Here is a 26654-nt window from a genome sequence, read left to right as displayed (position 1 = left end):
TCATTCCACGGCCGCTTGGCGACGGCTGAAACGCTCACCCAGGTTGTGCATGGCGAGGAAGATCACCGGTGTGGAAAACAACGTGAGCAACTGGCTCAGCAACAGCCCGCCGATGATTGCGATGCCCAGCGGGTGGCGCAGCTCCGAACCGATACCGGTGCCCAGTGCCAACGGCACCGCACCAAACAGCGAAGCCATGCTGGTCATCAGGATCGGCCGGAAGCGCAGCTCCGCCGCCTGGCGAATCGCGTCCACCGGGCTCAAGCCTTGCTCACGCAGCAGCTCCAGGGCGAAGTCGACCATCATGATGCCGTTCTTCATGACGATGCCGATCAGCAGCACGATGCCGATCAAGCCGATGATGTCGAATTGCGTGCCGGTGATCAGCAGCGCCAGCAACGCGCCGAGCGCTGCCGACAGCAGGGTCGAGAGGATCGTCACCGGGTGCACGAAGCTCTCATACAGAATCCCCAGCATCAGGTACACCACCACGATCGCCGCCAATACCAGGAACACCTGGTTGGACAGCGACGCCTGGAATGTGGCCGCCGCGCCTTCAAGGTTGGCCTGTACCGACAGCGGCAAGCCAACCTTGGCCTCGATGTCCTGCAGGCGCGTGACCGCAGCGCCCAACGTCTGCCCGGGTGCCAGGTTGAACGACACATCGGCGTAGGGGAATTGCCCCAGGCGGTTGATGGTGACCGGCGCACGCACCACTTCCATGGTCGCCATGCTCGACAACGGCGCCACCCCGCCGCCGGGAATATCCACGTACAAACCCGTGAGCAAATCCGGCAGGTTGCGCGGCGGATGGTCGGTGGCGATCACCACGTGGTACTGGTTGAGCTGGGTGTAGATGGTCGACACCTGGCGCTGGCCGAAGGCGTCGTACAGCACGTCGTCGATGGCCTGTGGGGTAATGCCCAGGCGTGAAGCGGTGGCGCGGTCGAAGGTCAGTTTGATCTGGTTGCCGAACTGCATGGCCTGGCTTTGCACGTCGGTGAACATCGGGTCTTGCTTGATCGCCGCCAGCAGTTTGGTGGTCCATTGCTCCAGCTCATCCGGGTCGGTGGCTTGCAGGCCCAGGCGGTAGCTGGTGGTGGACACCGTGGCGTCCAGGGTCAGGTCCTGCACCGAGTGCAGGTACAGGCGGATGCCGGCGTCGTCGGCGTTGGCATCCGCGAGGCGGCGGATCACAGCGGTGCTGCTGTCACGTTCGCCGCGTGGCTTGAGATTGATCAGCAGGTTGCCTTGGTTGATGGTGGGGTTGGTCTGGTCGATCCAGACGAACGACGACAGGCTCTGCACCGCCGGGTCCTTGAGGATGCGCGCGGCCAGGCGTTGTTGCTCCACCTGCATCTGCTGGAACGAGATGGTTGGTGAAGCCTGGGAGATACCCTGGATCAGGCCGGTGTCCTGGTCGGGGAAAAAGCCCTTGGGCATGATCACCAACGTGAACAAGGTCAGCGCGGCGGTAAGCACCACCGAGATCAGCGTGAGGGTGCGGTGTGCCAATACCCAGTCCAGACCGCGGACGTAATGGCGGTTGATACGGTCGAAGAAATCTGGTCGGCGCTCTTCATGTTTAGACTTGAGCATGCGCGCGCACATCATCGGCGTCAGCGTCAGCGAAATCACCGCCGAAATCACAATGGTCACCGCCACCGTCATGGCGAACTCCCGGAACAACCGCCCGACCACATCGCCCATGAACAACAACGGGATCATCACCGCGATCAGCGCGATGGACAGCGAAATGATGGTGAAGCCTATCTGCTCCGCGCCTTTGAGCGCCGCCTGTAACGGCGTGTCGCCGGCCTCCAGGTAACGGGTGATGTTTTCGATCATCACGATGGCGTCATCCACCACGAACCCGATGGCGATGGTCAACGCCATCAGCGTCAGGTTGTTGAGGGAAAAGCCCAGCGCGTAGGCCACTGCCAACGTGCCAATCAACGTCAGCGGGATGGTGACGGCGGGAATGATAGTCGCCGGGATATTGCGCAGGAAAATGAAGATCACGATGACGACCAACAGGATCGCCAGGCCCAGTTCGTACTGCACATCGGTCACTGAGGCGCGGATGGTCTGGGTGCGGTCGGTCAGCACCGCGACCTTCAGGGTACCCGGCAAGCTGGCACGCAATTTGGGCAGCAGTTGTTGCACCCGGTCGACCACCTGGATCACGTTGGCGCCAGGTTGACGCTGGATATTCAGCACGATGGACGGCGTGTCGTCCGTCCATGCAGCCTGGCGTGGGTTCTCCGGGCCTTGGGTGGAACTGGCGATCTGCGACAGGCGAATCGGCGCGCCGTTCTTGTAGGCGATCACCAGGTCGCGGTATTCCTCGGCCGACTGCAACTGGTCGTTGGCACCGATGGAATACGCCTGGAACTTGCCATCGATATTGCCCTTGGCCTGGTTGACGTTGGCGTTGCCCAGCGAGGTGCGCAAATCATCCAGCGACAGCCCCAGGCTGTTCAGCGCCGAGGTGTTGGCCTCGACCCGCACTGCCGGGCGTTGGCCGCCACTGATGGTCACCAGGCCGACACCGGTGATCTGCGAGATCTTCTGCGCCAGGCGCGTGTCGGCCAGGTCTTCGACCTTGGTCAGCGGCAGCACGTCGGAGCTCAGCGACAGGGTCAGTACAGGCGCATCCGCCGGATTGACCTTGCTGTACACCGGCGGGTACGGCAAGTTCGCCGGCAGGAAAGTGCCCGCCGCGTTGATCGCCGCCTGCACCTCCTGCTCGGCCACGTCCAGCGACAACGACAGGTCAAATTGCAACGTGACCACCGAGGCGCCATCGGAACTGGTGGAGTTCATCGACTTGAGCCCCGGCATTTCGCCGAGCTGGCGCTCCAGCGGTGCAGTGATCGAGGAACTGACCACGTCCGGGCTGGCGCCAGGGTATTGGGTGAAGACCTGGATGGTCGGGTAGTCGACTTCGGGCAACGCCGACACCGACAGCAAGTGATAGCCCAACAGGCCAAGCAACAGCACCGCGACCATCATCAGGGTGGTAGCAACAGGACGTTCGATAAAGGGCCGCGAAATGTTCATGTTCGACGACTCCTCACTGGGCGACGACCTTCACGGGCGATCCATCGTCCAGTTTGTCGGCCCCTTCGGTCACCACTTGCTCGCCCGGCTTGACGCCGTTGTCGAGGATCGCCGAAACATCGCCCATCGACGCGCCCGTCTTCACGTTGCGCAGGCTGGCCTTGTTGCCGTTGACCACAAACACGAAGTCGCCCTTGCTGCCGTGCTGGATCGCACGGGTGGGCACCACGGCCACCTGGCTCAAGGTGTCGGCTTTCAAGCGTGCGTTGACGAATTGGTTGGGAAACAGCGCATTGCCCGAGTCATCGAACTGCGCCTTGACCTTGATCGTACCGGTGCTGGTGTCCACCTGGTTATCCAGGGCCAGCAGGTTGCCCGTGGCCAGCAGGGACTTTTTATTGCGGTCGTACGCCAGCACCGTGACGCTGCCACGGGCCAGTGCCTGGTTGATCGCGCCAAGGTCATCCTCGGGCACGGCAAACACCACGGTGGCCGGGTTCATCTGGGTGATCACCACGATGCCAGTGGTGCTGGTGGTGGTGACGTAGTTTCCCGGGTCGACTTGGCGCAAACCGACCACGCCATCCACCGGCGAGGTGATGGTGCAGTAGCTCAGTTGCACTTCAAGGTTCTGCACATTGCCTTGGTCAGCGGCCACGGTGCCTTGTTGCTGCTGGACCAGGGAGGCCTGGGTGTCGAGGGTTTGTTGACTGGTGGAGCCGGCCTTGACCAGATCACGGTAGCGGGCAAGGTCGCGCTGGGCGTTGGCGAGTACCGCCTGGTCATGGGCCAAGGTGCCTTTGGCCACCGCCAGTTGCGCCTTGAGCGCGCGGTCGTCGATACGGGCGATCACCTGGCCCTTACTGACGTGCTGGCCTTCCTTGAATTCGACGCTGCTGAGGATGCCATCGACCTGGCTGACCACGGTGACACTGCGGGTTGGCGTCACGGTGCCAAGGGCGTCGATATAGACCGGCACGTCCTGCAACACCACCGGCACCACAGCGACCGGCTCACCGGGAGACGGCGGTTTGGCTTTGGGCGCGCCGCCCAAAAAATGCAGGCCCAGGGCAATCACCAACACCACCAGCACGGCGCCGATGATCCAGGCGAACGTACGTCGTTTGCGTTTCTCCACGGTTTCTCACTCGAAAGCCCAATACTAGGTTGACCTGAACTCTAGCAGCCTGCCCGACGCCTGCCTGTACTACCTTGAATGCGTTCAGCCTCAAGACAGACAATGTCTGTGTAACGCCCGTGGTACACGGGCTGCGGCACGATTCTTGAGCGCTGCGCAGCGCCGGTGCTACCATGCGCAACCGCCAGTCTTGGCAAGGAAATTCCAGGTTTATGAGCAGCATTCGCGAGCGTAATAAAGAAAAAATCCTGCGGGCGGCGAGCGAGGAGTTTGCCGACAAGGGCTTCGCCGCGACCAAAACCAGCGACATCGCCGCCAAGGCCGGGCTGCCCAAGCCCAACGTCTATTACTACTTCAAGTCCAAGGACAACCTCTACCGCGAGGTGCTCGAAAGCATTATCGAGCCGATCCTGGCCGCTTCCACGCCGTTCAACCCGGAGGGCGAGCCCAAGGAAGTGCTGAGCAATTACATCCGCTCAAAAATCCGCATTTCCCGCGACCTGCCGTTCGCCTCCAAGGTCTTTGCCAGCGAAATCATGCACGGCGCCCCGCACCTCAGCGCTGACCAGGTCGAGCAACTCAACGCCCAGGCCAAGCACAACATCACGTGCATCCAGAACTGGGTAGATCGCGGCCTGATCGCGGCCATTGACCCCAACCACTTGATGTTCAGCATCTGGGCGGCGACGCAGACGTATGCGGATTTTGACTGGCAGATTTCGGCAGTGACCGGGAAGGCCAAGCTGGATGAAGCGGATTATGAAGCGGCGGCGCAGACGATTATTCGGTTGGTGTTGAAGGGGTGTGAGCCGGACTGAGAGACCGAGGTGCCGCTATCGCAGGCAAGCCAGCTCCCACACTGTTCTGCGTCGCACACAAAATGTAAGAACACTGCGAGCCCCCTGTGGGAGCGGGCTTGCCCGCGATAGCGCCCATCCAGACACATCCTGCCAAAAGGCCGTCCATCGATTTCCCTTCTCCAGATCTAGCCTCTCAGAACCCCTATTGAAGAGAGGCCATGGAATGCCTGATCTCCCCGCTTCAAAGCGCTTGCGTATCGGTCGCTATGACGAATCCAACCGCATCTATTTACTGACGACCAACACCCTTGATCGCGAACCAGTTTTTCAAGACTTCAAGCTTGGCCGATTGGTCGTTCAACAATTCAGAAACGCCCAATACCAAGGCCTGGCGACTTCGTTGGCCTGGGTCGTCATGCCTGATCATTTCCATTGGCTTGTATCGCTGGAAAAAGGCTCACTTGCTGATTTGATGCGACAAGTGAAATCCAAAAGTACTCGTGTGGTGAATGCAGCCGCTGGACGCCAAGGTCGACTCTGGCAACCCGGTTTTCACGACCATGCGGTGCGTCGGGAGGAAAGCCTTGAAGGGATCGCGAGGTACATCGTGGCTAATCCCTTGAGAGCTGGGCTGGTGAAAAAATACGGCGACTATCCACTGTGGGATGCCATTTGGCTTTGATTTGGAACCGAGTCGCCTGCATCGCGGGCAAGCCCGCTCCCACAGGGGAATGCATTTCAAACTGTGGGAGCGGGCTTGCTCGCGAAGAGGCCCTAGGAGTCACATTACAATCAAGCCGAAACCCCCGCATCCGCCAACAACCCCACCCCCTCTATCGCCGTGATCGCACACTGCTCGTCAATATCCGACGTATCCCCGCTGATCCCGATCGCCCCCAGCACCACCCCATCCTGATTCCGAATCAACACCCCACCCGGTGCCGGCACCACGCTGCCCTGCCCCAGGCTGTTCAACGCCGCGATAAATGCCGGGCGTTGCTGCGCGTCCAGTGCCAGCAAACGTGAGCCCTTGCCCAGCGCAATCGCGCCCCAGGCCTTGCCGATGGCGATCTGCGGGCGCAACAGGCTGGCGCCGTCTTCCCGTTGCAGGGTGACGAGATGGCCGCCGCTGTCGAGCACCGCAATGGTCAGCGGCGCCGCCGAAATGGTGCGCCCTGCGGTGAGGGCCTGGCTGGCCAGTTGGGTGGCAATTTTCAAGGTTAAAGCGCTCATGGTGCCGTCCTTATCTTGTTATGGAAAAACGGGTGGAGACCTGAAAGATCAGATGCTCGATCAAACAAATAGAACACAATGATATTTGTTTTTGTATACAATATTTTCGCACAAACCTTCCATACGTCGAAAAAATGCCTTCCGACGAACGCAAAGGCCTGCCAATAAAATGAATTGACCTGCGCAGCTCGCCGTGAATACACTTTGTCCAGACACCACTTGTATACAATTACAAAACGCAAGAGGCACCAAAACCATGAGCAAAATGAGAGCAATCGAAGCCGCAGTCCTGGTGATGCGCCGTGAAGGCGTGGACACCGCCTTCGGTATCCCAGGCGCCGCGATCAACCCGCTGTACTCGGCCTTGCAGAAGGTGGGTGGCATCGATCACGTCCTTGCTCGCCACGTTGAAGGCGCCTCCCACATGGCCGAGGGTTACACCCGCACCAAGGCCGGCAACATCGGCGTGTGCATCGGTACTTCGGGCCCGGCGGGCACCGACATGGTCACCGGCCTGTACAGCGCCTCGGCGGACTCGATTCCGATCCTGTGCATCACTGGCCAGGCCCCGCGTGCACGTATGCACAAGGAAGACTTCCAGGCCGTGGACATCACCAGCATTGTCAAGCCGGTGACCAAGTGGGCAACCACTGTCCTGGAACCCGGCCAAGTGCCGTACGCGTTCCAGAAAGCCTTCTACGAAATGCGCTCCGGCCGCCCAGGCCCAGTGCTGATCGACCTGCCGTTCGACGTGCAGATGGCCGAGATCGAATTCGACATCGATGCCTACCAGCCGCTGCCCCTGGCCAAGCCATTGGCGACCCGCGTGCAGGTGGAGAAAGCCCTGGCCCTGCTCGACCAGGCTGAGCGCCCATTGCTGGTCAGCGGCGGCGGCGTGATCAACGCCGACGCCAGCGAGCTGCTGGTGGAGTTCGCTGAATTGACCGGCATTCCAGTGATCCCGACCCTGATGGGCTGGGGCACGATCCCCGACGATCACCCGCAGATGGTCGGCATGGTTGGCCTGCAAACCTCCCATCGCTACGGCAACGCGACGATGCTCAAGTCGGACGTGGTGCTGGGTATCGGTAACCGTTGGGCCAACCGTCACACCGGTTCGGTTGAGGTGTACACCGAAGGCCGCAAGTTCATTCACGTCGACATCGAGCCGACGCAAATCGGTCGCGTATTCACCCCGGACCTGGGCATCGTGTCCGACGCCGGTTCCGCACTGACGATGTTCATCGAGGTCGCCCGCGAGTGGAAAGCCGCCGGCAAGCTCAAGGACCGCAGCGCCTGGTTGAACGACTGCCAGCAGCGCAAGGCCACCTTGCACCGCAAGACTCACTTCGACAACGTGCCGGTCAAGCCGCAACGCGTCTACGAAGAGATGAACCAAGTGTTCGGCAAAGACACCTGCTACGTCAGCACCATCGGCCTGTCGCAGATTGCCGGCGCGCAGTTCCTGCACGTGTACAAGCCTCGCCATTGGATCAACTGCGGCCAGGCCGGCCCGCTGGGCTGGACAATTCCAGCCGCCCTCGGCGTGGTCAAGGCCGACCCAAGCCGCAAGGTGGTGGCACTGTCCGGCGACTATGACTTCCAGTTCATGATCGAAGAACTGGCCGTGGGCGCGCAGTTCAAGCTGCCGTACATCCACGTGGTGGTGAACAACTCCTACCTGGGGCTGATCCGCCAGGCGCAGCGTGGTTTCGAGATGGATTACTGCGTGCAGCTGTCCTTCGACAACCTCAACGCACCGGAACTGAACGGCTATGGCGTCGACCACGTCGCCGTTGCCGAAGGCCTCGGTTGCAAGGCACTGCGTGTGTTTGAACCGGGCCAGATCCAGCCGGCCTTACGCAAGGCACAAGAGATGATCGAAGAGTTCAAGGTGCCAGTGATCGTCGAGATCATCCTGGAGCGCGTGACCAATATTTCCATGGGCACCGAGATCAACGCCGTCAACGAATTCGAAGATCTGGCACTGGTGGGCAATGACGCGCCGACCGCTATTTCCCTGCTCGATTAAGGAGAACCCTATGCCGCGTTTTGCCGCCAACCTGTCCATGCTGTTCACCGAGCAGGACTTTCTTGCTCGATTCAAAGCGGCCGCCGAGGCGGGCTTCGAAGGTGTCGAGTACCTGTTCCCCTACGAATTCAGCTCGGCTGAAATCAAGGCACACCTCGACGCCAACGGCCTGACCCAAGTGCTGTTCAACCTGCCGGCCGGTGACTGGGCCAAGGGCGAACGCGGCCTGGCATGCCACCCGGATCGGGTCGAGGAGTTCCGCGCCGGGGTCAACCTGGCCATCGCCTACGCCCAAGTGCTGGGCAACACCCAGATCAACTGCCTGGCGGGTATTCGCCCTGCCGGTGTGGATGACGAAACCCTGGAAAAAACCTTCGTCGCCAACCTCAAGTACGCCGCCGACAAGCTGCAAGCGGTGGGGATCAAGCTGGTGATGGAGATGATCAACACCCGCGACATCCCGGGTTTCTACCTGAACAACACGGCCCAAGCCCTGTCGATTCGCGAGCAGGTGGGCAGCGCCAACCTGTTCCTGCAGTACGACATCTATCACATGCAAATCATGGAAGGCGACCTGGCCCGCACCATGGCCGCGCACCTGGGTGAAATCAACCACATCCAGTTGGCGGACAACCCAGGGCGCAACGAGCCAGGCACCGGTGAGATCAACTATCGCTTCCTGTTCGAACACTTGGACCGCATTGGTTACCAGGGCTGGGTGGGTTGCGAATACAAGCCGCTGACCACCACCGAAGCCGGCCTTGGCTGGCTCAAGACCCACAACGCGATCTAACCGACACAACACAAAAAAATGTGGGAGCTGGCTTGCCTGCGATGCAGACACCTCGGTCTTCACGTCGCACTGCGGTGATGCCATCGCAGGCAAGCCAGCTCCCACATAACAAGAGGAATTTCTCATGGCTAAAATCGGATTTATCGGCACCGGCATCATGGGCCAACCCATGGCCGCCAACCTGCAAAAAGCAGGTCACCAACTGTTCCTCTCCGAGCACCACGGCAAGGCCCCACAAGCGCTGATCGACGCCGGCGCCATCGCCTTGGCCAGCCCGCAGCAAGTGGCCCAGGAAGCCGAGTTCATCATCGTGATGGTGCCCGACACCCCGCAGGTCGATGATGTGCTGTTCCGCGCCGACGGCGTGGCCGCTGGCCTGTCGCCGAACAAGGTGGTGATCGACATGAGTTCGATCTCCCCCACCGCCACCAAGGCATTTGCCGCCAAGATCAACGGGACCGGCGCCCAGTACCTGGACGCCCCAGTGTCCGGCGGTGAAGTCGGCGCCAAGGCTGGCAGCCTGAGCATCATGATCGGTGGCGAGCCGCAGACCTTCGAACGCGCCCTGCCGCTGTTCCAGGCCATGGGCAAGAACATCACCCTGGTGGGCGGCAATGGCGACGGCCAGACCGCCAAGGTGGCCAACCAGATCATCGTTGCGCTGAACATCCAGGCGGTAGCCGAAGCGCTGCTGTTCGCCTCCAAGAACGGTGCGGATCCGGCCAAGGTGCGTGAAGCACTGATGGGTGGTTTTGCTTCGTCGAAGATTTTGGAAGTGCATGGCGAACGCATGATCAAGGGCACCTTCGATCCGGGCTTCCGGATCAACCTGCACCAGAAGGATTTGAACCTGGCGTTGGCCGGTGCCAAGGAGCTGGGGATCAACCTGCCGAACACCGCTGGCACACAACAGGTGTTCAGTACGTGCACGGCAATTGGTGGCGGCAATTGGGACCACTCGGCGCTGATCAAGGGCCTGGAACATATGGCCAACTTCTCGATCCGCGATAAGTAACACCCTCTGAAATGCAATCCAGTGTGGGAGCTGGCTTGCCTGCGATAGCGGTCTTTCAGCTAGACATTCATTGCCTGACACACCGCTATCGCAGGCAAGCCAGCTCCCACAGTGGGTCCCCATTCCAAGTCTTACATCTAATAACAAGAATCCCCCGGGAGCCCGCTTATGTCGGTCGATCCGCAACACCTGCTTCGCGAGCTGTTTGCCACAGCCATCGACGCCGCCCACCCCCGGCAAGTCCTTGAACCTTATCTACCTGCCGACCGCAGTGGCCGTGTGATCGTGATCGGCGCCGGCAAAGCCGCCGCCGCCATGGCGCTGGTGGTGGAAAACTGCTGGCAAGGTGAAGTCACCGGCCTGGTGGTTACCCGCTATGGTCACGGCGCCCCCTGCAAGAAAATCGAAGTGGTCGAAGCCGCGCACCCGGTGCCCGATGCCGCTGGCTTGGCCGTGGCCAAGCGCGTGCTGGAGCTGATCAGCAACCTGGGCGAAGACGACCGTGTGATCTTCCTGTTGTCCGGCGGTGGCTCTGCCCTGCTGGCGTTGCCGGCCGAAGGCATCACCCTGGCCGACAAACAGACCATCAACAAAGCCTTGCTCAAATCCGGCGCCACCATTGGCGAGATGAACTGCGTGCGCAAGCACCTCTCGGCAATCAAAGGCGGGCGACTGGCCAAGGCCGCGTGGCCGGCTACGGTGTACACCTACGCGATTTCCGATGTGCCGGGCGACCAGGCCACGGTGATTGCGTCCGGCCCCACCGTCGGCGACCCGAGCACCTCGGCGCAAGCCCTGGCGATCCTCAAGCGTTACAACATCGACGCCCCCGCCTCGGTGCGTAGCTGGTTGCAGAACCCCGCCTCGGAAACCGTCAAGCCCGGCGACCCGGTGCTCGCCCGCAGCCACTTCCAACTGATCGCCCGCCCCCAGCAATCCCTGGAAGCAGTGGCGGTAAAAGTCCGTCAGGCCGGGTTCAGCCCGTTGATCCTCGGCGACCTGGAAGGCGAAGCGCGGGACGTGGCCAAGGTGCACGCCGGCATCGCCCGCCAAATCGTGCAGCACGGCCAGCCATTGGCGGCGCCGTGCGTGATCCTGTCCGGCGGTGAAACCACCGTCACCGTGCGCGGCAATGGCCGTGGTGGGCGCAACGCCGAGTTCCTGCTGAGCCTCACCGACAGCCTCAAGGGCCTGCCCGGCGTGTACGCCCTGGCCGGTGACACCGACGGCATCGACGGCTCGGAAGACAACGCCGGCGCGATCATGACGCCGTGCAGCTACTCGCGCGCCGAAGCCCTCGGCCTGTCGGCCAGTGATGAGTTGGACAACAACAACGGCTACGGCTATTTCGCCGCCCTCGACGGGTTGATCGTCACCGAGCCGACGCGCACCAACGTCAACGACTTCCGCGCCATTCTGATTCTTGGGAACCCGACACATGACGCCTGACAAGAAGGTCAAGATCCTCGCCACCCTGGGCCCGGCCACCGACGGCATCGATGACATCCGTGAGCTGGTGGAAGCTGGGGTGAACATCTTCCGGCTCAATTTTAGCCATGGCGACCACGCCGATCACGCCCAGCGCTATCAGTGGATTCGCCAGGTGGAACGCCAGCTCAATTACCCGCTGGGCATCCTCATGGACCTGCAAGGGCCGAAGCTGCGCGTCGGGCGCTTTGCCGAGGGCAAGGTGCAATTGGTGCGCGGCCAGGCCTTGCGCCTGGACCTGGACGAAACGCCGGGTGATCAACGCCGGGTCAACCTGCCCCACCCGGAAATCATCGCAGCGCTGGAACCCGGCATGGACCTGCTGCTGGACGACGGCAAGCTGCGCCTGCGCGTCATCACCAAGCACGCTAATGCGATCGACACCACCGTGCTCAACGGCGGCGAACTGTCGGACCGCAAAGGTGTGAACGTCCCGCAAGCCCTGTTGGAACTCAGCCCATTGACCGCCAAGGATCGGCGCGACTTGAGCTTTGGCCTGGAGCTGGGCGTGGACTGGGTGGCGTTGTCCTTCGTGCAGCGCCCGGAAGACATCCGCGAAGCCCGCGAGCTGATCGGCGACCGGGCGTTTTTGATGGCCAAGATCGAGAAGCCCTCGGCCGTGCAGCGCCTGCAGGAAATCGCCGAACTGAGCGACGCGATCATGGTCGCCAGAGGGGACCTGGGCGTGGAAGTGCCGGCCGAGAGCGTGCCGCAGATCCAGAAAGACATCATCAGCACCTGTCGCCAGTTGGGTAAGCCCGTGGTGGTAGCGACGCAGATGCTTGAGTCGATGCGCTTCTCTCCGGCCCCCACCCGCGCCGAAGTCACCGATGTTGCCAATGCGGTGGCCGAAGGCGCGGATGCGGTGATGTTGTCGGCCGAAACCGCTTCGGGCGAGTACCCGCTGGAAGCCGTGCAGATGATGAGCAAGATCATCCGCCAGGTGGAAAACGGCCCGGACTACCAGGCGCAACTGGATGTCAGCCGGCCAAAAGCCGATGCCACGGTGTCGGACGCCATCAGCTGTGCGATCCGCCGTATCAGCAGCATCCTGCCGGTGGCGGTGCTGGTGAACTACAGCGAGTCCGGCAGCTCCAGCCTTCGCGCGGCGCGGGAACGGCCAGTGGCGCCGATTCTCAACCTCACGCCAAACCTGTCTACCGCCAGGCGCTTGAGCGTGGCGTGGGGCGTGCATTCGGTGGTGAACGATCGACTGCGCCAGGTGGATGAGGTGTGCTCGACGGCGTTGGAAATTGCCCAGGCCCAAGGCATGGCGCAGCGCGGGGATACGTTGGTGATAACTGCGGGGGTGCCGTTTGGACAGCCGGGGTCGACCAATTCGCTGCGTATCGAGACGTTGATTTAGCGTCTGCCAGGGCCTCATCGCGGGCAAGCCCGCTCCCACATGGTGACGTGTGAATACAGTCGAGTGTGGGAGCTGGCTTGCCTGCGATAAGGGCAACTCGGTCTAACTGACTTACCCAAATGCACAACCCAAACTGCCCCGACTGGGCCGAAGCCCTGCTCAACGGCTTCAGCCAGATTTTCCTGCAGCGCCAGCCGCTGTGCGGCCTGCTGTGCCTGCTGGCCATCCTGGTGGGCGCCCCGACCTTGTTCGGCGGCGCACTGCTTGGTGGCGTTGCGGGTTTGCTCACGGCACAGCGCCGGGGCTATCCCAAGGCCGAGCGCCAGGCCGGGCTCTATAGCTACAACGGTGTGTTGCTGGGCCTGTTGATCAGCCAGCATTTCGATTGGTCGGCGCTGTTGCCACCGCTGATCCTGGCGTGCGGTGGCCTGGCGGCGATGCTGACGCGGCAATGGTTGAAACACGCCGGCCGTCCCGGTGACTTGCCCGCCTACACCGCGCCGTTTGTCGGCCTCGGCTGGCTGCTGCTGGGCAGCGTGCCGCCGAGCTCGTTTGCCCTGACCGAACCGGACATGTTGTCGCTCATCAGCGCGCCTTTCACCGGGATCGCCCAAATCATGCTGCTGGATCAACCCATGGCCGGTGTGTTGATCGCCGTTGGCCTGTGGCTGGCCAGCCCGCGCGCTGCCGTATGGGCACTTATCGGGGCCTGCGCGGGTGTATTGATCGCGCTGCTGCTCGGCGAACCCACCAGCGCCCTGCTCGGCCTGCACAGCTATAACCCGGCCTTGGCCGCGCTGGCCCTGAGCCAGACACGTCGCCAACCCTGGTTGCCACTGCTCGGCATCGGCCTGGCGATCATCCTTACGCCGGGCTTCGCTGCCCTGCACCTGCCCGCGCTGACCGCGCCGTTTATCCTCGCTTGCTGGCTGGTGCATGCTACCCGCCGGATGCTGCGCAAACCCCGCATGGACAGCCCCTTCGAATCCCCCTAGGCTTGCTCGATCTTCGATTCAGGCGATTTCCATGGACAGCAACAACTGGCGTCAACGGCTGTATGTAATGGTGTTCCAGAGCGACACCGTGGCCGGCCGACGCTTCGACTCCACCCTGCTGCTGATCATCCTCGCCAGCCTTGTGATCGTGATCCTCGACAGCATCCAGGAGGTGCACGACAACTACGCCGATGTGCTGGCCTACATCGAGTGGGGCTTCACCATCATCTTCGCCATCGAGTATGGGTTGCGGCTGTATTGCTCGCCCAAGCCGTTGCGCTATGCGTTCAGCTTTTATGGGCTGGTGGATCTGCTGGCCATCGTGCCCGGTATCCTTGCGCTGTATTACAGCGACGCGCAGTACCTGCTGATCATTCGGATCATCCGGATGCTGCGGATCTTCCGTGTGCTCAAGCTAGGGCCGTACCTCAAGCAGGCCAACTACTTGATGGCGGCGCTGCGGGGCAGCAAGCAGAAGATCGTGGTGTTCCTGGTGAGTGTGTGCACGCTGGTGACCGTATTCGGCACCCTGATGTACGTGATCGAAGGCCCGGAACATGGCTTTACCAGCATTCCCAAGGGCATCTACTGGGCTATCGTGACCCTGACCACCGTGGGCTTTGGCGACATCGTGCCCAAGACCCCGCTGGGTCAGGTGATTTCGTCGCTGGTGATGATCACCGGTTATTCGATCATCGCCGTGCCCACCGGGATTTTCACCGCAGAACTGGCCAACGCCATGCGCGGAGAACAGCTGCAACACGACTGCCCGGTGTGCAAGAAAGACAGCCACGAGCCCAACGCCGCTTTCTGTGCACGCTGTGGGAATAATCTTTTCAAGAAAATCGAATAAGCAAAGAGCGTTTTAATCTTTAAACGTCTATGCGCTGCCCGTTATAGTCGATGGCAAATTGCCCCCACTCAATCAATAACCTTCTCGAACAACAAGGAATGAGCAGTGAAAAAACTCGTTAGCGCCTCTCTACTGGCCGCCGGCCTTGCCCTGGCGGGCGCCGTCCAGGCAGCCCCCGTCACACTGCTCAACGTCTCCTACGACGTGATGCGCGACTTCTACAAGGACTACAACGCCGCCTTCCAGAAGCACTGGGAAGCCGAGCACCCGAACGACAAGCTGACCCTGCAGATGTCCTTCGGCGGTTCCAGCAAACAAGCGCGCTCGGTGATCGACGGCCTGCCGGCGGACGTGATCACCATGAACATGGCCACCGACATCAACGCCCTGGTAGACAACGGCAAACTGGTGCCGGACAACTGGGTCACGCGCCTGCCGAACAACAGCGCCCCGTTCACTTCTGCCACCGTATTTATCGTGCGCAAAGGCAACCCCAAAGCCCTGAAAGACTGGCCGGACCTGCTCAAGGATGGCGTGCAAGTGATCGTGCCCAACCCGAAAACTTCGGGTAACGGCCGCTACACCTACCTGTCGGCCTGGGGCTACGTGCTGAAAAACGGCGGCGACGAGAACAAGGCCAAGGCCTTTGTCGGCAAGCTGTTCAAGCAAGCACCCGTACTCGACACCGGTGGCCGTGCGGCGACCACTACCTTCATGACCAACCAGATCGGCGACGTGCTGGTGACCTTCGAGAACGAAGCGGAAATGATCGCCCGTGAATTCGGCCGTGATCAGTTCGAAGTGATCTACCCAAGCGTGTCCGCCGAAGCCGAGCCGCCAGTGTCGGTGGTCGACAAAGTGGTCGAGAAGAAAGGCACCCGCGTGGCAGCCGAAGACTACCTGAAATACCTCTGGTCGCCGGAAGGCCAGGAAATCGCCGCCAACAACTACCTGCGCCCACGTGATCCAAAAGTGCTGGCGAAGTACACCGATCGTTTCCCGAAAGTCGAGTTCCTGTCGGTCGAGAAGACCTTTGGTGACTGGCGTACCGTGCAGAAAACCCACTTCAATGATGGTGGTGTTTTCGACCAGATCTACAGCGGCCAGTAAGCCGCTCTAGCAGAAAAAATGCAGTCCAGTGTGGGAGCTGGCTTGCCTGCGATGCAGGCACCTTGGTGGTTCAGGCACACCGAGGTGATGCTATCGCAGGCAAGCCAGCTCCCACATTGGGTTCTGGGCTCGGTCGTTACATCGGTGGTGTTACGCCATCCTTACCGGCTGAAATCGCTTGAGCCGTGATCGTCCCATCCGCCCCCTTCGCCGCAAACATCACCACCTTCACCCCCACCTTGAGCAAGCTGCGATCCCCCGGTTCCAGGTTCACGATCGGCACGTCGTCCGGCACCACGATTTTTTGCTCGCCGCCCTTGTACTTCACCGTCAACGTGCGTCCGTTACTCACCACCAGGTCGCCAACGGTGCCGTTGGTCATGCTGCTGCCTTCCTTCAAGTCGAACGCGCGGTGCCCGTCTCCGGTACCGGCCATGGCCGGTGGGAACACGTGCACTTCCAGCGCGGTCAGGGTGCCATCGGCATTGGGCATGGCGGCGGAGCCGATGTAGCTGCCCGGCTTGATCTCGTCAATCTTGGCCAGGGTGACGGCGCGAACCTGGGTGTCCTTGGTCAGGTGCACGGTGACGTCTTCCCCGCTGTTGACCTTGACGTGCATCGCATCGCCATCAATCGCCGTAATGGCGCCCCGCACACCCACGCGCGGCGCATCAGCAGCGTGGGCCAAGCCAACGGCCATGGCGGCGGCGAGGGTTGAGGCCAGGAGCATCTTGTTCAGCGTGATCTTCATGACAGTGGATTTCCTGTTTCGGCAGTTGTGTCTGAATGTATCATTGCCGTTCGACCCGAAAGTTAACGATTCAGTCATTAATTTGCGGCATGAGTGTTATCACTGCCAGCGGCCTACTGCGCACGGGGCGATGTCTTTACTCTCGCACGCCATCCTCCTTCGCTTTTATGAGAACACCATGAACGCTACCCCACACGCTTCAAGCACCATGACCCGCGGGATGGTGATGCTGTTTGCGTTCTGCTGCGGCGCCATCGTTGCCAACATCTACTATGCGCAACCGATCATCGAGCTGATCGCCCCGGACATCGGCCTCACACCGGCCATGGCCAGCCTGATCGTATCCCTGACGCAAATCGGCTACGCCCTGGGCCTGTTCTTCCTGGTGCCACTGGGCGACCTGCTGGAAAACCGCAAGCTGATGATCACCACCACCGTCGTGGCCATCGCCAGTTTGTTGGGGGCGGCGTTTACCGAGCAACCGAACCTGTTCCTGCTGGTGTCGTTGCTGATCGGTTTCAGTTCGGTGTCGGTGCAGATCCTCATCCCATTGGCCGCGCACCTGGCGCCAGCCGAGTCCCGTGGGCGTGTGGTTGGCAGCATCATGGGTGGCCTGTTGCTGGGCATCCTGCTCGCGCGGCCCGTGTCCAGCGTGGTGGCCGATCACTTCGGCTGGCGTGCGATGTTCATGGCCGCCGCTGCGTTGATGGCCTTTATCAGCGTGGTGTTGCTGGTGACCATCCCCAAGCGCCAGCCCGATCACAGCGCCAGCTATGGCCAACTGTTGCGCTCGCTGGGCACGTTGCTGCGCAACCAGCCGGTACTGCGTCAACGGGCGTTCTACCAAGGCTGCATGTTTGCCACATTCAGCCTGTTCTGGACCGCCGCCCCGCTGGAACTGGCACGTAACCACGGCCTTAGCCAAAGCGAGATCGCGCTGTTTGCCCTGGTCGGCGCGTTGGGCGCTATCGCCGCGCCTATCGCCGGTCGCCTGGCCGATGCGGGCCATACCCACCGCGCCTCGCTGCTGGCCATGCTGTTTGCCGCATTGAGCTTCCTTCCGGCCTTCGTACACCCGCTGTACAGCGTGATCGGCCTGGCCGTCACCGGCGTGGTCCTGGACTTCTGCGTGCAGATGAACATGGTGCTCGGCCAACGCGCCATCTACGCCCTCGACGCCAACAGCCGCAGCCGCTTGAACGCGCTGTACATGACCAGCATCTTCATCGGCGGGGCCTTCGGTTCAGCAATTGCCAGCAGCGTGTTCGAACACGGCGGCTGGCTGGGCGTGATGTTGGTAGGCAGTGCATTCCCGCTGGTTGCGTTGTTGCGCTTCTTGAGCGCTTCGCGTGAAGCTGCCCCGGTAGCCGCGTAAACACATTATTGGTGGAAGTTGGCTTGCCTCACGAACGCACCAACTTCTCCAACGCCGCATCCGCCAGAAATGACGAGCGGCTTTTGACCTTGTGCTCCCGCACATACCGGTCAATTCGCTGGATGACATAACCGGGCAAGGTCACATTGACCTTCTCGGTCTTGCCCAGATAGGGCGAGATGTCCAGCTCCAACATCCCCCAGCCCATCCCCGCGTAGTCCGCGTGGGCGTGATGATTGGCCACCGAGGTTGGCATCGGAATCGGCCCGCCCTCTGCAGCAATCTCTTGCAGCATGATGTGCGCAACTTCCACTGCGGCGTTGTACGCCTCTTCAAAACTGTCCCCGGCAGTGACTGCGCCTGGAATATCGGGGATCTGAATGCCGGTGGCGGTGAAGTCATCGCCCCATTCGATACAGATTGGGTATTGCATGAATACTCTCCTTAAAAATCAAACAAGCCAGCACGCTTCCGAATGCTTCTGACGGTGCCCAAGGGCAGGTCCTTTTTGGGATGGGGCACCGGAATCGTGTAGGGGTTATAGCGATGGGTAAAAATATGATGACTGCCCGTAACCCGATCCAGCACCCAACCTGCCTCTTGCAGTTCATTGATCAATAACCTGCTTTGCACCGCCGCCTCCTTGGCTTGGCCTGAATAAAAATAACCCTAGAGTTATCTTTACTCAAGCACAAAATACGTGAGCCTGACTGACGGCTGTTTTACCGGATATTGAAAACTCATCGCCTCACTGCTGGAAACGCATGACACATCGAGGTCGTCGCCTTAGGCTTGAGCGCTGCCAAACCAGACAGGAACACCCGATGGACCGCCTCACCGCCATGGAAACCTTTGTCCACGTGGTCGAAACCGGCTCGTTTTCCGCTGCCGCCAAACGCCTGGGCATTGGCCAACCGGCCGTCTCCAAGAGCATTGCGCAATTGGAAGCCCGCCTGGCGGTGCGGTTGGTGCTGCGTTCCACTCGCGGCCTCACCCCGACCGAAGCAGGCCTGGCCTATTTCGAGCGTGCCAAGCGTGCAATCGATGAGGCCAACCACGCCGACGATGTGGCCCGCAGCGTTGGCGCCGGGCTGTCGGGCAATTTGCGTGTGAGCGCCGGGGTCACGCTCTCGCGCATGCACATCATCCCCCACCTGGGCCCGTTCCTTGAACAACACCCCGGCCTGAACATCGACGTGATCCTCGACGACCGCAGGCTCAATCTTGTGGAAGAAGGCATCGACGTCGCCCTGCGCATCGGCAACCTGAGCGACTCAAGCCTCACGGCTAGGCGGATCGCGCAAAGCCCCTGCCGAATCTTCGGCACGCCGGCATATTTCGAACGTTTCGGCGAGCCGCAAAGCCCGGCCGACATTCTCAACCACCAGGCGGTGATCTACAGCCTGGGGGAGACGATGCGCTGGCCGTTCACGCAAGGCACTCACGAACAACCCATCACTGCGCACGGCCGCCTGCGGGTGACCTCTTCCGAGGGCATACGCGCTGGCGTGCTCGCCCATCACGGCCTGGCCATGACCGCCGAATGGATGTTCACCCCGGAAATCGCCAGTGGTGAAGTCAGGGCCGTGTTGACTGACTGGGAACTGCCGCCCCGGGATCTCTGGGCGGTGTTGCCGACGGGACGGATGGCGAGTGCCAAGGCCCGGGCGTTTGTGGAATATGTCGAGCAATTGCTGAGCGAGGCGCCCTCCGCCAAACCATGACGTTCGCGTGTGGAAGTGGGCGCACCGTCCACATCAGAGCACCCGACCATCCCACCCCACGGTGACATGGGCCGGCAACGCGCCGCGATGCTCCAGCAGCCACGCATCCAACGTATGCCCCACATGCGTCAGTACCCCCTGCTGCGCCCCCGTGTCCTCGATGCTCTGCAACGCCAATGTCAGGTCATTGTGATTGCGCGGTGCCTGGGGCTGTGGCGGCATCGAACAATCCAGCACCAGCAGGTCCAGCGGCTCGCGGCGCAGCCATGCCAGTGTCGCCGGGGGAAGGCCAACGGTGTCGGTGAGGTAGGCGATGCGCCGCCCCTGCCCTTCCAACAGGTAGCCCAACGTCAGCTTGGAATGCTGCAACGGCAACGCAGTGACGCTCAACGCGCCAAACTGCCGCGTCTCGAACTCGCTGAATGGCTGGCTGAAATCGAGGATGCCGGGGTGCTTGTAGAGGTCGGACAGCCCCTCTGGGTCCGCCGGACCATGCACGGGAATCACGAGCCCCTGCCCCCAACGCAGGTGCAATAAACCCTGGGCATGATCGGCATGATAGTGAGTCTGGAAAATCCCGTTGAAGCTACGCGGTGGGAAACGTTCGGTGAGGTCGGGCAAGCCGCTGTCGATCAACCAGCGTTGATCGCCGCATTCGATCAACGCGCTGCACGGTCGGCGCCGCAGGCGTTCATCGCTGCGTGCCAGGGCGCAGGCCGTGCACTCGCAACCGTACACCGGGACTTGCCGCGCGTCGCCAGTGCCCAGCAACGTCAGGCGCATGCCGAGTGCCCATGGTCCAGGCAGCACAGCAGGCGCTCGACTGTGTGTGCCAACGGCCCGGAGTTGTCCAACACAAACAACCCCACGCCATTACCCGCGATCAGCTCGGCCGTGAAGCGCGCATTGCGCGCCAGGCGCTCCTCGATATCCGCCAACGACTCACGCCCCCGCGCGATCAAGCGCTGGCGCAGCACCGCCTGGTCAACCGTCAGCAGCAACACCAGCGATGTCGGATAGCGCGCGCGGGTTCGCGCCAGGTGCGCACGCGAGCCGTTGACCAACACGTCATCTCCCGCCGCCAACCAATCGTCGATCTCGCGAGGAATGCCATAGCACAACCCATTCGCTCGCCAGCTGAGGGCAAACTGACCCTCGGCCTCCATCGCCGCAAACTGTTCCGGGCTTACACCTTGCGCCGCCTCACCCACAGCCTCCGCCGAACGGGTGATGACGCGGCGCACAATGCGGCAACCGCGCTCGGCCAAACGCGGGCGTGCGGCATCCAGCAGGCTGTCCTTGCCCGAGCCGGACGGCCCGATGAGATAGATCAACCTGCCTGCCATCAAAACACCCTCTTCGCTTGTCGCCACACTTGTTGCACTACGGGAAGCCCTTCGCGGCTGCGGGCTTGCACCAGGTCGGCGCGCAGGCCGATGGCGATTTCACCACGATCATTGAGCCCCGCCGCTTGCGCAGGCGCCAGGCTGATCATCTTGACCGCGCGCGACAGGTTGCCGCCGTCCTGCTGGTCGGCCAGCACGAAAGCCGCCTGCAACAGGCTGGCCGGGTAGTAGTCACTGGAAAGTATATCCAGCAATCCTTCGGCAGCCAGGCCGGCGGCGGCCACATTACCCGAGTGCGACCCACCGCGCACCACGTTCGGCGCGCCCATCAGAACTTTCATGTTCAGCGCCTGGCAGCCCTTCGCTGCCTCAAGCGTGGTGGGGAATTCGGCGATGGTCATGCCATAGCGTGCCGACTCTTCCACGTGCGCCAAGGTCGCGTCGTCATGGCTGGCCACCGACAAGCCGCGCCCCAGGCAATGCTCGACGATGGCCGCACGATAGCGGTCGCTGTAGGCCTCGGAGTTGGCCTTTTGCAGCACGATGAACGCGTCCATGGTTTCGTCGTTCAGGTGGTACTTGCCCATGTAGTACTCACGGTACTTGGCTTCGAGCACGAACTGGCGCTGACCCGGCGAATGGTCCATCACCGACACCAGGCGCACCAGCGGGTTTTCCACCAGGTCGCGGAACACGCTGAGGGTGTCCGGGTGGCACAGCTCGCAACGCAGGTGCAGGTGGTGCTCGGCACGGGTCAGCCCGGCGCTTTCTGCCGAGGCGATGGCATCGAGCATCGCCGGCAGCTTTTTCATGCGGTTGCCCTTGGGGTTCACGTCGCCGATGGACACCGCGTCGAACACTGTGGTGATGCCCGCCGCGATGATCTGCGCGTCGTGGCTGAGCACCGCCGAGGTCGAGGGCCAGTCCACGCCGGGGCGTGGGGTCATGTGTTTTTCCAGGTTATCGGTGTGCAATTCCACCAGGCCCGGCAGCAGATAATCACCGCCCAGGTCCTGAGCCTGGGGCAACTGGCTGCGGCCTTCGGCGATGTCGACGATCTTGCCGTCGCGCAGCACCACGGTGCCAAGGAACATGCGATCAGCGGTCACCAGTTGGGCATTGCTGAGGATCTGTTCAGCGGACATGGGCGTATTCCTCTTGGGCAACGGGCATCGGGGTCATGTCGAAATGGCGGTCGGCTACCGCCTCGCGGGCGGCGCGGTCGTGGAAGATGCCGATCAGCGCAGCGCCAGCCACCTTGGCTTCGTTCATCAGTTCCAGCACCACCTGGCGGTTGTTGTCGTCGAGGGACGCGGTGGGTTCGTCCAGCAACATCACTGACCAGGCCACCATGAACCCCCGGGCGATATTCACGCGCTGCTGCTCACCACCGGAAAACGTACCGGGCGCCAGTTGCCACAAGCGTTGGGGGATATTCAGGCGCGTCAGCAACTGTTCGGCACGCGCCTGGGCTTCGGCCTTCGACCAGCCACGGGCCAAGGCCGGCTCCATCACCACGTCCAGGCACGCCACGCGGGGGATCACCCGCAGGAATTGACTGACGTATCCGAGGGTGTGCTGGCGCACCTGCAAAATGTCCCGGGGCTCGGCGCCCACCAGTTCCAGCCACTCACCGGCATGCCGCACCCGGATGCTGCCACCGGCCGGTAGATAGTTACCGTACAGCGTGCGCAACAAGGTGCTTTTACCCGCGCCGGACTGGCCGTGCAGCACCAGGCATTCACCGCCCTTCACGCTGAATTCGACTCCGCGCAGCACGTTGAGCACCACACCGTTTTGCTGGTGCAGGGTGAAGGTTTTCGAGAGGTCACGGACCTCGATCAAGACGTCTTTCATGGCTGCAATACCGAAGACACCAGCAGTTGAGAGTAAGGGTGCTGTGGATCGTCGAGGATCTGGTCAGTGAGCCCGGTTTCCACCACCCGCGAGCGACGCATCACCATCAGGCGATCCGCCAACAGGCGCGCCACTGCGAGGTCGTGGGTGACGATCACCACCGCCAGGTCCAGCTCACGCACCAGGCCACGCAGCAGGTCGAGCAGACGCGCTTGCACCGACACATCCAGGCCGCCGGTGGGTTCGTCCATGAACACCAGGCGCGGGCTGGAGACCAGGTTGCGGGCGATTTGCAGGCGCTGCTGCATGCCGCCAGAGAACGTGCGCGGCAAGTCATCGATGCGTTGCGGCTCGATTTCCACCTGGGCCAGCCACTCCAGGCCGGCACCGCGCAGCTGCGCGTAATTACGCACGCCTTGCGCCATCAGCCGCTCGCCGATGTTGGCCCCGGCCGACACGCCCATGCGCAGACCATCACGCGGGTTCTGCTCGACAAACCCCCATTCGGTGCGCAGCAAGGTGCGGCGTTCGGCTTCACTGGCGCTGTACAGGTCCAGCCATTCGCCGTCCTGGCTGCGGTAGCCGATGCTGCCCGCCTGGGGTGGCAACCGCCCGCTAAGCAACGAGAGCAAGGTGGACTTGCCCGAGCCGGACTCGCCGACAATCCCCAGCACTTCGCCGGGGTACAGATCAAAGCTCACGCCCTGGCAGCCCGTCTCCGGGCCGTACAACAGCGACAGGTCACGCACTTGAAGCAAAGGCTGGCTCACTGGTTGTTCTCCTTGACCCGCTGGGCGCAATACCACGTGTCGGAACACACAAAATTCTGGGTCCCGGCATCGTCCAGAATCAGCTCATCGAGGAACGACTCATGGCTGCCGCAAATGGCGCAGTTGTGCGCCCACTGCTGCACTTCGAAGGGGTGGTCCTCAAAGTCGAGGCTGGTGACCTGGGTATACGGCGGCACCGCGTACAGGCGCTTTTCGCGACCGGCACCGAACAGCATCAGCGCCGGGCTCATGTCGAGTTTGGGGTTGTCGAATTTGGGGATCGGCGACGGGTCCATCACGTAGCGCTCGTCCACCATCACCGGATAGGCGTAGCTGGTGGCGATGTGGCCGAAGGTGGCGATGTCTTCGTAGAGCTTCACGTGCATCACCCCGTAATCGTTAAGGGCGTGCATGGTGCGGGTCTCGGTTTCCGAGGGTTCGATAAAGCGCAGCGGCTCGGGAATCGGCACCTGGTAAACCATGATCTGGTCGGCCTGCAGCGGCGTTTCCGGGATGCGGTGACGGGTCTGGATGACTGTGGCCTCCGGCGTTGCCTCGGTGGTGGCGATGCCCGCGGTGCGCGCAAAAAAGCGGCGGATCGACACGGCATTGGTGGTGTCGTCGGCGCCCTGGTCGATGACTTTAAGCACGTCATCCGCGCCGAGGATCGCGGCGGTCAATTGCATGCCGCCGGTGCCCCAGCCGTAGGGCAAGGGCATCTCGCGGCCACCAAACGGCACCTGGTAACCGGGGATCGCCACGGCCTTGAGCAGGGCACGGCGGATCATGCGTTTGGTCTGTTCGTCGAGGTAGGCGAAGTTGTAGGCGGCGTCATTCATGGCTCGGGCCCTCGGCCGGTTGGCGCAGTTTGCGGATCAGCTCCAGCTCGGACTGGAAGTCCACGTAGTGCGGTAACTTGAGGTGCGAGACAAAACCCGCCGCCTCGACGTTGTCGCAGTGGGCCAGCACGAATTCCTCGCGCTGGGCCGGTGAGACGATTTCTTCGTTGTATTCCCCGGCGCGCAGCGAGCGGTCCACCAACGCCATGCCCATGGCCTTGCGCTCGGCATGCCCGAACGCCAAGCCGTAGCCCCGTGTGAACTGCGCAAGCTCGGTGGCCGAGCCGACGAACTGGTTGACCATCTCGCACTCGGTCACCTCGATACTGCCCAGGCAGATGGGGAAGCCCAGCTCTTCGGGATCGATCCACACCTCCACGTCGCCAATGCGGATCTCACCGGCAAACGGGTGGTTGCGCCCGTAGCCACGTTGGGTCGAATAGCCCAGCGCCAACAGGAAACCTTCATCGCCACGGGCCAGGGCTTGCAGGCGCTCGGCACGGCTGGCGGGGTATTCCAGCGGGTCGCGGGTGATGTCGGCGACGTTGGCGTTGTCGCAGGTTTCGGTCTTGATCAGGCCTTCTTTGGCTAGCAAACCGAGCACCCGCGGGCAGGCGTCGATGTGCGCATCCGGCGTGGTCTGCGGACCGGGGTAGTCACCGTCGGCGAGCAACGCGAAATCCAGCAAGCGGTGGGTGTAGTCGAACGTCGGGCCGAGCAATTGGCCGCCGGGCACGTCCTTGAAGGTGGCCGACAAGCGCCGGCTCAGCAGCATTTGCGAAGTATCAATCGGCAGGCTCGGGCTGAAGCGCGGCAGCGTGGTGCGGTAGGCACGCAGCAGGAAGATCGCTTCCACCAAATCCCCCGCCGCTTGCTTGATTGCCAGCGCAGCGAGTTCCTCGTCGAACAGCGAGCCTTCGGTCATCACCCGCGCCACGGCCAACGGCAGTTGCTGGCGGATTTGCGTCACGCTCAGTTCAGGAACGGCGGTATCACCCCGGCGTTTTTTCGCCAGCAGGCGGTGGGCATTGTCGATGGCTTGCTCGCCACCTTTGACGGCTACGTACATCAGGTTCGCTCCTCTGCGACACGGCTGCTACGGGGCAGGCCGATCAGGTGATGGCCGGCGCTGAACAACACATCCAGGCCACGGGGGAAGGCTTCACGGCGCTGGCGCTCTTGCCAGAAGGCTTGCGGCACCGGCAGGTTCACCCGGCGCTGGGCCTTGATGCCGGGGCCGGACCAGGAAAGGTTGCGACCGGCTTCCAGGTCGGTGAGCTGGACGAGCAAAGTGCAGGACTGGTCGGGGTAACGGTCATTGCCGTGGTCGAAGCCGCTGAGGTCGAGCAGGTCCGCCTCCCCCAGCAACGCGAATACCGCGTCCTCACGCGCGAGGGTCAGTGGGCAGCCGCAGTGGAAGGCCAGGTTGGCGCGAATCAGCGGTGTGTCGAAACTCGGTGCCAGCCACAGCGGCGTGTCCACATCCAGCAACGCGAGGCACAGGGCATAGGTGGCTGGCGCCAGCCCGTCGAGGCGCGGCGCAGACGGCAGGTGCTGGATCAATCCGGGTTCGGCCAAGGCCTTGAGCGCTGCACGAAAACCGCGCTGGGCGTCCAGTACCGGGTCGACGAAAGCCGGTTGCAACAGGTGTGCGTTCATCAGTTTTCTCCTCGCACAAGCGTGAAAAACTCGACTTTGGTGGCGGCGGTCTCGGCTTCTTTTTGCGCGCGGCGTGTGGCCTGGGTATTGGCCAGCGTGGTGATCAATTCGCTGAGCCAGAGGCTCGGCTGGCTGCCCTGCAGATGGGCATCGGCCAACGCGGCCAGTTCGGCGTGGACCTTGTCGCGCCCGGCCAGGTAGCTGTAGCCGGTGCGACCGTCGGCCAGGCGCACCACGCAGCGGGTCACGCTCATTTCGCCGACGTTGAACGCCGCACCCTCGCCGCCCATGCGGCCGCGCACCAGGGTCATGCCAATTTCCGGGGCGCGGATCACGTGGTACTCGGCGTCTTTCAAGGCGGCTTCGTGGGGTAGCAATTCACTGAGCTGGGCGCGGGCAAGCACGCCAATCCAATGCTGACGCGGGGACAGATTCATCGGGGTCTCC

At 62.2% G+C, this 26654-nt stretch carries 27 protein-coding genes; 12 read left to right on the top strand and 15 right to left on the bottom strand.

Annotated elements, in window-relative coordinates; all coding sequences use genetic code 11:
- Both CFE47_RS17145 and CFE47_RS17140 read right to left on the bottom strand, forming a co-directional pair.
- Positions 1-3063, bottom strand: a complete 3063-nt coding sequence (locus CFE47_RS17145; RefSeq protein ID WP_286838765.1) for an efflux RND transporter permease subunit — start codon at positions 3061-3063, stop codon at positions 1-3.
- A gap of 13 nt (positions 3064-3076) precedes the next feature.
- Positions 3077-4201, bottom strand: a complete 1125-nt coding sequence (locus CFE47_RS17140; protein ID WP_185708865.1) for an efflux RND transporter periplasmic adaptor subunit — start codon at positions 4199-4201, stop codon at positions 3077-3079.
- 212 nt (positions 4202-4413) lie between these two features.
- Between CFE47_RS17140 and CFE47_RS17135 the strand changes: the two genes are divergently transcribed.
- Complete coding sequence (locus tag CFE47_RS17135) at positions 4414-5019, top strand: TetR/AcrR family transcriptional regulator (protein ID WP_286838763.1); 606 nt, start codon at positions 4414-4416, stop codon at positions 5017-5019.
- A gap of 205 nt (positions 5020-5224) precedes the next feature.
- The gene (locus tag CFE47_RS17130; RefSeq protein ID WP_286838761.1) at positions 5225-5683 is read left to right on the top strand and encodes an REP-associated tyrosine transposase; all 459 of its coding nucleotides are present in this window, start codon (positions 5225-5227) and stop codon (positions 5681-5683) included.
- 110 nt (positions 5684-5793) lie between these two features.
- On the opposite strand, the gene CFE47_RS17125 is transcribed toward CFE47_RS17130, so the two are convergent.
- Complete coding sequence (locus CFE47_RS17125; RefSeq protein ID WP_286838759.1) at positions 5794-6234, bottom strand: GlcG/HbpS family heme-binding protein; 441 nt, start codon at positions 6232-6234, stop codon at positions 5794-5796.
- A gap of 256 nt (positions 6235-6490) precedes the next feature.
- Between CFE47_RS17125 and gcl the strand changes: the two genes are divergently transcribed.
- The 8 genes from gcl to CFE47_RS17085 all read left to right on the top strand — a co-directional run bounded on the left by gcl (position 6491) and on the right by CFE47_RS17085 (position 15886).
- Positions 6491-8266 (top strand): glyoxylate carboligase, encoded by a 1776-nt coding sequence (gcl, locus tag CFE47_RS17120; protein WP_185708861.1) that lies wholly within the window; start codon positions 6491-6493, stop codon positions 8264-8266.
- A gap of 10 nt (positions 8267-8276) precedes the next feature.
- The gene (gene hyi / locus CFE47_RS17115; protein WP_286838757.1) at positions 8277-9059 is read left to right on the top strand and encodes a hydroxypyruvate isomerase; all 783 of its coding nucleotides are present in this window, start codon (positions 8277-8279) and stop codon (positions 9057-9059) included.
- Positions 9060-9183: 124 nt separating this feature from the next.
- On the top strand, positions 9184-10074 hold the full coding sequence (locus CFE47_RS17110) for a 2-hydroxy-3-oxopropionate reductase (RefSeq protein ID WP_286838755.1): 891 nt from the start codon (positions 9184-9186) through the stop codon (positions 10072-10074).
- A gap of 168 nt (positions 10075-10242) precedes the next feature.
- Positions 10243-11523 carry a glycerate kinase type-2 family protein gene (locus CFE47_RS17105; protein WP_286838753.1) on the top strand — a complete coding sequence of 427 codons (1281 nt, stop codon included), beginning with the start codon at positions 10243-10245 and terminating at the stop codon, positions 11521-11523.
- Entirely contained in the window at positions 11513-12928 is a 1416-nt protein-coding gene (gene pyk / locus CFE47_RS17100; protein ID WP_286838751.1) for a pyruvate kinase, read from the top strand. Before CFE47_RS17105 ends, pyk begins: the two co-directional genes overlap by 11 nt.
- Positions 12929-13047: 119 nt before the next feature.
- Positions 13048-13923 (top strand): urea transporter, encoded by an 876-nt coding sequence (locus tag CFE47_RS17095; protein WP_286838749.1) that lies wholly within the window; start codon positions 13048-13050, stop codon positions 13921-13923.
- 31 nt (positions 13924-13954) lie between these two features.
- Positions 13955-14776, top strand: coding sequence for an ion transporter (locus CFE47_RS17090; RefSeq protein WP_286838747.1), 822 nt, complete (start codon positions 13955-13957; stop codon positions 14774-14776).
- Between the two features lie 105 nt (positions 14777-14881).
- Entirely contained in the window at positions 14882-15886 is a 1005-nt protein-coding gene (locus tag CFE47_RS17085; RefSeq protein ID WP_286838737.1) for a sulfate ABC transporter substrate-binding protein, read from the top strand.
- Between the two features lie 136 nt (positions 15887-16022).
- Here the strand turns inward: CFE47_RS17085 and CFE47_RS17080 are convergent, their stop codons facing one another.
- Positions 16023-16637: a DUF5666 domain-containing protein gene (locus CFE47_RS17080; protein ID WP_185708852.1), complete on the bottom strand. Its 615-nt coding sequence runs from the start codon at positions 16635-16637 to the stop codon at positions 16023-16025.
- A 178-nt stretch (positions 16638-16815) separates the two neighbouring features.
- On the opposite strand from CFE47_RS17080, the gene CFE47_RS17075 reads away from it, so the two are divergent.
- Positions 16816-18012, top strand: a complete 1197-nt coding sequence (locus CFE47_RS17075; RefSeq protein ID WP_286838735.1) for an MFS transporter — start codon at positions 16816-16818, stop codon at positions 18010-18012.
- Positions 18013-18040: 28 nt separating this feature from the next.
- Here CFE47_RS17075 and CFE47_RS17070 read toward each other — a convergent pair whose 3' ends face one another.
- Entirely contained in the window at positions 18041-18445 is a 405-nt protein-coding gene (locus CFE47_RS17070; protein ID WP_185708850.1) for a type II toxin-antitoxin system HicB family antitoxin, read from the bottom strand.
- Between the two features lie 11 nt (positions 18446-18456).
- Complete coding sequence (locus CFE47_RS17065; RefSeq protein WP_286838731.1) at positions 18457-18645, bottom strand: type II toxin-antitoxin system HicA family toxin; 189 nt, start codon at positions 18643-18645, stop codon at positions 18457-18459.
- A gap of 191 nt (positions 18646-18836) precedes the next feature.
- On the opposite strand from CFE47_RS17065, the gene CFE47_RS17060 reads away from it, so the two are divergent.
- Positions 18837-19736, top strand: coding sequence for a LysR family transcriptional regulator (locus CFE47_RS17060; protein ID WP_286838729.1), 900 nt, complete (start codon positions 18837-18839; stop codon positions 19734-19736).
- Positions 19737-19769: 33 nt separating this feature from the next.
- Here the strand turns inward: CFE47_RS17060 and phnP are convergent, their stop codons facing one another.
- From phnP to phnG, 9 genes are read right to left on the bottom strand one after another with little or no spacing between them, the layout of a single operon-like run.
- The gene (gene phnP / locus CFE47_RS17055; protein ID WP_286838727.1) at positions 19770-20519 is read right to left on the bottom strand and encodes a phosphonate metabolism protein PhnP; all 750 of its coding nucleotides are present in this window, start codon (positions 20517-20519) and stop codon (positions 19770-19772) included.
- Complete coding sequence (gene phnN / locus CFE47_RS17050; protein ID WP_286838725.1) at positions 20510-21082, bottom strand: phosphonate metabolism protein/1,5-bisphosphokinase (PRPP-forming) PhnN; 573 nt, start codon at positions 21080-21082, stop codon at positions 20510-20512. The genes phnP and phnN overlap by 10 nt, the downstream gene beginning before the upstream one ends.
- Entirely contained in the window at positions 21082-22227 is a 1146-nt protein-coding gene (locus tag CFE47_RS17045; RefSeq protein ID WP_286838723.1) for an alpha-D-ribose 1-methylphosphonate 5-triphosphate diphosphatase, read from the bottom strand. Before CFE47_RS17045 ends, phnN begins: the two co-directional genes overlap by 1 nt.
- Positions 22217-22939, bottom strand: a complete 723-nt coding sequence (gene phnL, locus CFE47_RS17040) for a phosphonate C-P lyase system protein PhnL (RefSeq protein ID WP_286838720.1) — start codon at positions 22937-22939, stop codon at positions 22217-22219. Before phnL ends, CFE47_RS17045 begins: the two co-directional genes overlap by 11 nt.
- A complete protein-coding gene (phnK, locus tag CFE47_RS17035; protein ID WP_286838786.1) occupies positions 22936-23745 on the bottom strand; it encodes a phosphonate C-P lyase system protein PhnK in 810 nt (269 codons plus the stop codon). Before phnK ends, phnL begins: the two co-directional genes overlap by 4 nt.
- On the bottom strand, positions 23706-24548 hold the full coding sequence (locus tag CFE47_RS17030; protein WP_286838719.1) for an alpha-D-ribose 1-methylphosphonate 5-phosphate C-P-lyase PhnJ: 843 nt from the start codon (positions 24546-24548) through the stop codon (positions 23706-23708). The genes phnK and CFE47_RS17030 overlap by 40 nt, the downstream gene beginning before the upstream one ends.
- Positions 24541-25617, bottom strand: a complete 1077-nt coding sequence (locus CFE47_RS17025) for a carbon-phosphorus lyase complex subunit (protein WP_286838717.1) — start codon at positions 25615-25617, stop codon at positions 24541-24543. The genes CFE47_RS17030 and CFE47_RS17025 overlap by 8 nt, the downstream gene beginning before the upstream one ends.
- A complete protein-coding gene (gene phnH, locus CFE47_RS17020) occupies positions 25617-26207 on the bottom strand; it encodes a phosphonate C-P lyase system protein PhnH (RefSeq protein ID WP_286838716.1) in 591 nt (196 codons plus the stop codon). The genes CFE47_RS17025 and phnH overlap by 1 nt, the downstream gene beginning before the upstream one ends.
- On the bottom strand, positions 26207-26644 hold the full coding sequence (gene phnG / locus CFE47_RS17015) for a phosphonate C-P lyase system protein PhnG (protein WP_185708840.1): 438 nt from the start codon (positions 26642-26644) through the stop codon (positions 26207-26209). The genes phnH and phnG overlap by 1 nt, the downstream gene beginning before the upstream one ends.
- Between the last annotated feature and the right edge of the window lie 10 nt (positions 26645-26654).

It is taken from the genome of Pseudomonas sp. PGPPP1 (genome assembly GCF_002255865.1).
GTDB lineage: Bacteria > Pseudomonadota > Gammaproteobacteria > Pseudomonadales > Pseudomonadaceae > Aquipseudomonas > Aquipseudomonas cremoris.
Note: the sequence above shows the minus strand (reverse complement) of the source record. Positions and strands in the feature narration are given on the sequence as shown.

What these genes read in the sequence shown, in the direction of transcription:
- CFE47_RS17060 (WP_286838729.1), top strand. Translation starts at nt 18,837, where the DNA reads ATGGACCGCCTCACCGCCATGGAAACCTTTGTCCACGTGGTCGAAACC.
- gcl (WP_185708861.1), top strand. Translation starts at nt 6,491, where the DNA reads ATGAGCAAAATGAGAGCAATCGAAGCCGCAGTCCTGGTGATGCGCCGT.
- CFE47_RS17135 (WP_286838763.1), top strand. Translation starts at nt 4,414, where the DNA reads ATGAGCAGCATTCGCGAGCGTAATAAAGAAAAAATCCTGCGGGCGGCG.
- phnL (WP_286838720.1), bottom strand. Translation starts at nt 22,939, where the DNA reads ATGAAAGACGTCTTGATCGAGGTCCGTGACCTCTCGAAAACCTTCACC.
- CFE47_RS17125 (WP_286838759.1), bottom strand. Translation starts at nt 6,234, where the DNA reads ATGAGCGCTTTAACCTTGAAAATTGCCACCCAACTGGCCAGCCAGGCC.
- CFE47_RS17090 (WP_286838747.1), top strand. Translation starts at nt 13,955, where the DNA reads ATGGACAGCAACAACTGGCGTCAACGGCTGTATGTAATGGTGTTCCAG.
- CFE47_RS17095 (WP_286838749.1), top strand. Translation starts at nt 13,048, where the DNA reads ATGCACAACCCAAACTGCCCCGACTGGGCCGAAGCCCTGCTCAACGGC.
- CFE47_RS17080 (WP_185708852.1), bottom strand. Translation starts at nt 16,637, where the DNA reads ATGAAGATCACGCTGAACAAGATGCTCCTGGCCTCAACCCTCGCCGCC.
- CFE47_RS17130 (WP_286838761.1), top strand. Translation starts at nt 5,225, where the DNA reads ATGCCTGATCTCCCCGCTTCAAAGCGCTTGCGTATCGGTCGCTATGAC.
- pyk (WP_286838751.1), top strand. Translation starts at nt 11,513, where the DNA reads ATGACGCCTGACAAGAAGGTCAAGATCCTCGCCACCCTGGGCCCGGCC.
- phnH (WP_286838716.1), bottom strand. Translation starts at nt 26,207, where the DNA reads ATGAACGCACACCTGTTGCAACCGGCTTTCGTCGACCCGGTACTGGAC.
- phnP (WP_286838727.1), bottom strand. Translation starts at nt 20,519, where the DNA reads ATGCGCCTGACGTTGCTGGGCACTGGCGACGCGCGGCAAGTCCCGGTG.
- CFE47_RS17105 (WP_286838753.1), top strand. Translation starts at nt 10,243, where the DNA reads ATGTCGGTCGATCCGCAACACCTGCTTCGCGAGCTGTTTGCCACAGCC.
- CFE47_RS17145 (WP_286838765.1), bottom strand. Translation starts at nt 3,063, where the DNA reads ATGAACATTTCGCGGCCCTTTATCGAACGTCCTGTTGCTACCACCCTG.
- CFE47_RS17110 (WP_286838755.1), top strand. Translation starts at nt 9,184, where the DNA reads ATGGCTAAAATCGGATTTATCGGCACCGGCATCATGGGCCAACCCATG.
- phnN (WP_286838725.1), bottom strand. Translation starts at nt 21,082, where the DNA reads ATGGCAGGCAGGTTGATCTATCTCATCGGGCCGTCCGGCTCGGGCAAG.
- CFE47_RS17070 (WP_185708850.1), bottom strand. Translation starts at nt 18,445, where the DNA reads ATGCAATACCCAATCTGTATCGAATGGGGCGATGACTTCACCGCCACC.
- phnG (WP_185708840.1), bottom strand. Translation starts at nt 26,644, where the DNA reads ATGAATCTGTCCCCGCGTCAGCATTGGATTGGCGTGCTTGCCCGCGCC.
- CFE47_RS17025 (WP_286838717.1), bottom strand. Translation starts at nt 25,617, where the DNA reads ATGTACGTAGCCGTCAAAGGTGGCGAGCAAGCCATCGACAATGCCCAC.
- CFE47_RS17045 (WP_286838723.1), bottom strand. Translation starts at nt 22,227, where the DNA reads ATGTCCGCTGAACAGATCCTCAGCAATGCCCAACTGGTGACCGCTGAT.
- CFE47_RS17030 (WP_286838719.1), bottom strand. Translation starts at nt 24,548, where the DNA reads ATGAATGACGCCGCCTACAACTTCGCCTACCTCGACGAACAGACCAAA.
- hyi (WP_286838757.1), top strand. Translation starts at nt 8,277, where the DNA reads ATGCCGCGTTTTGCCGCCAACCTGTCCATGCTGTTCACCGAGCAGGAC.
- CFE47_RS17075 (WP_286838735.1), top strand. Translation starts at nt 16,816, where the DNA reads ATGAACGCTACCCCACACGCTTCAAGCACCATGACCCGCGGGATGGTG.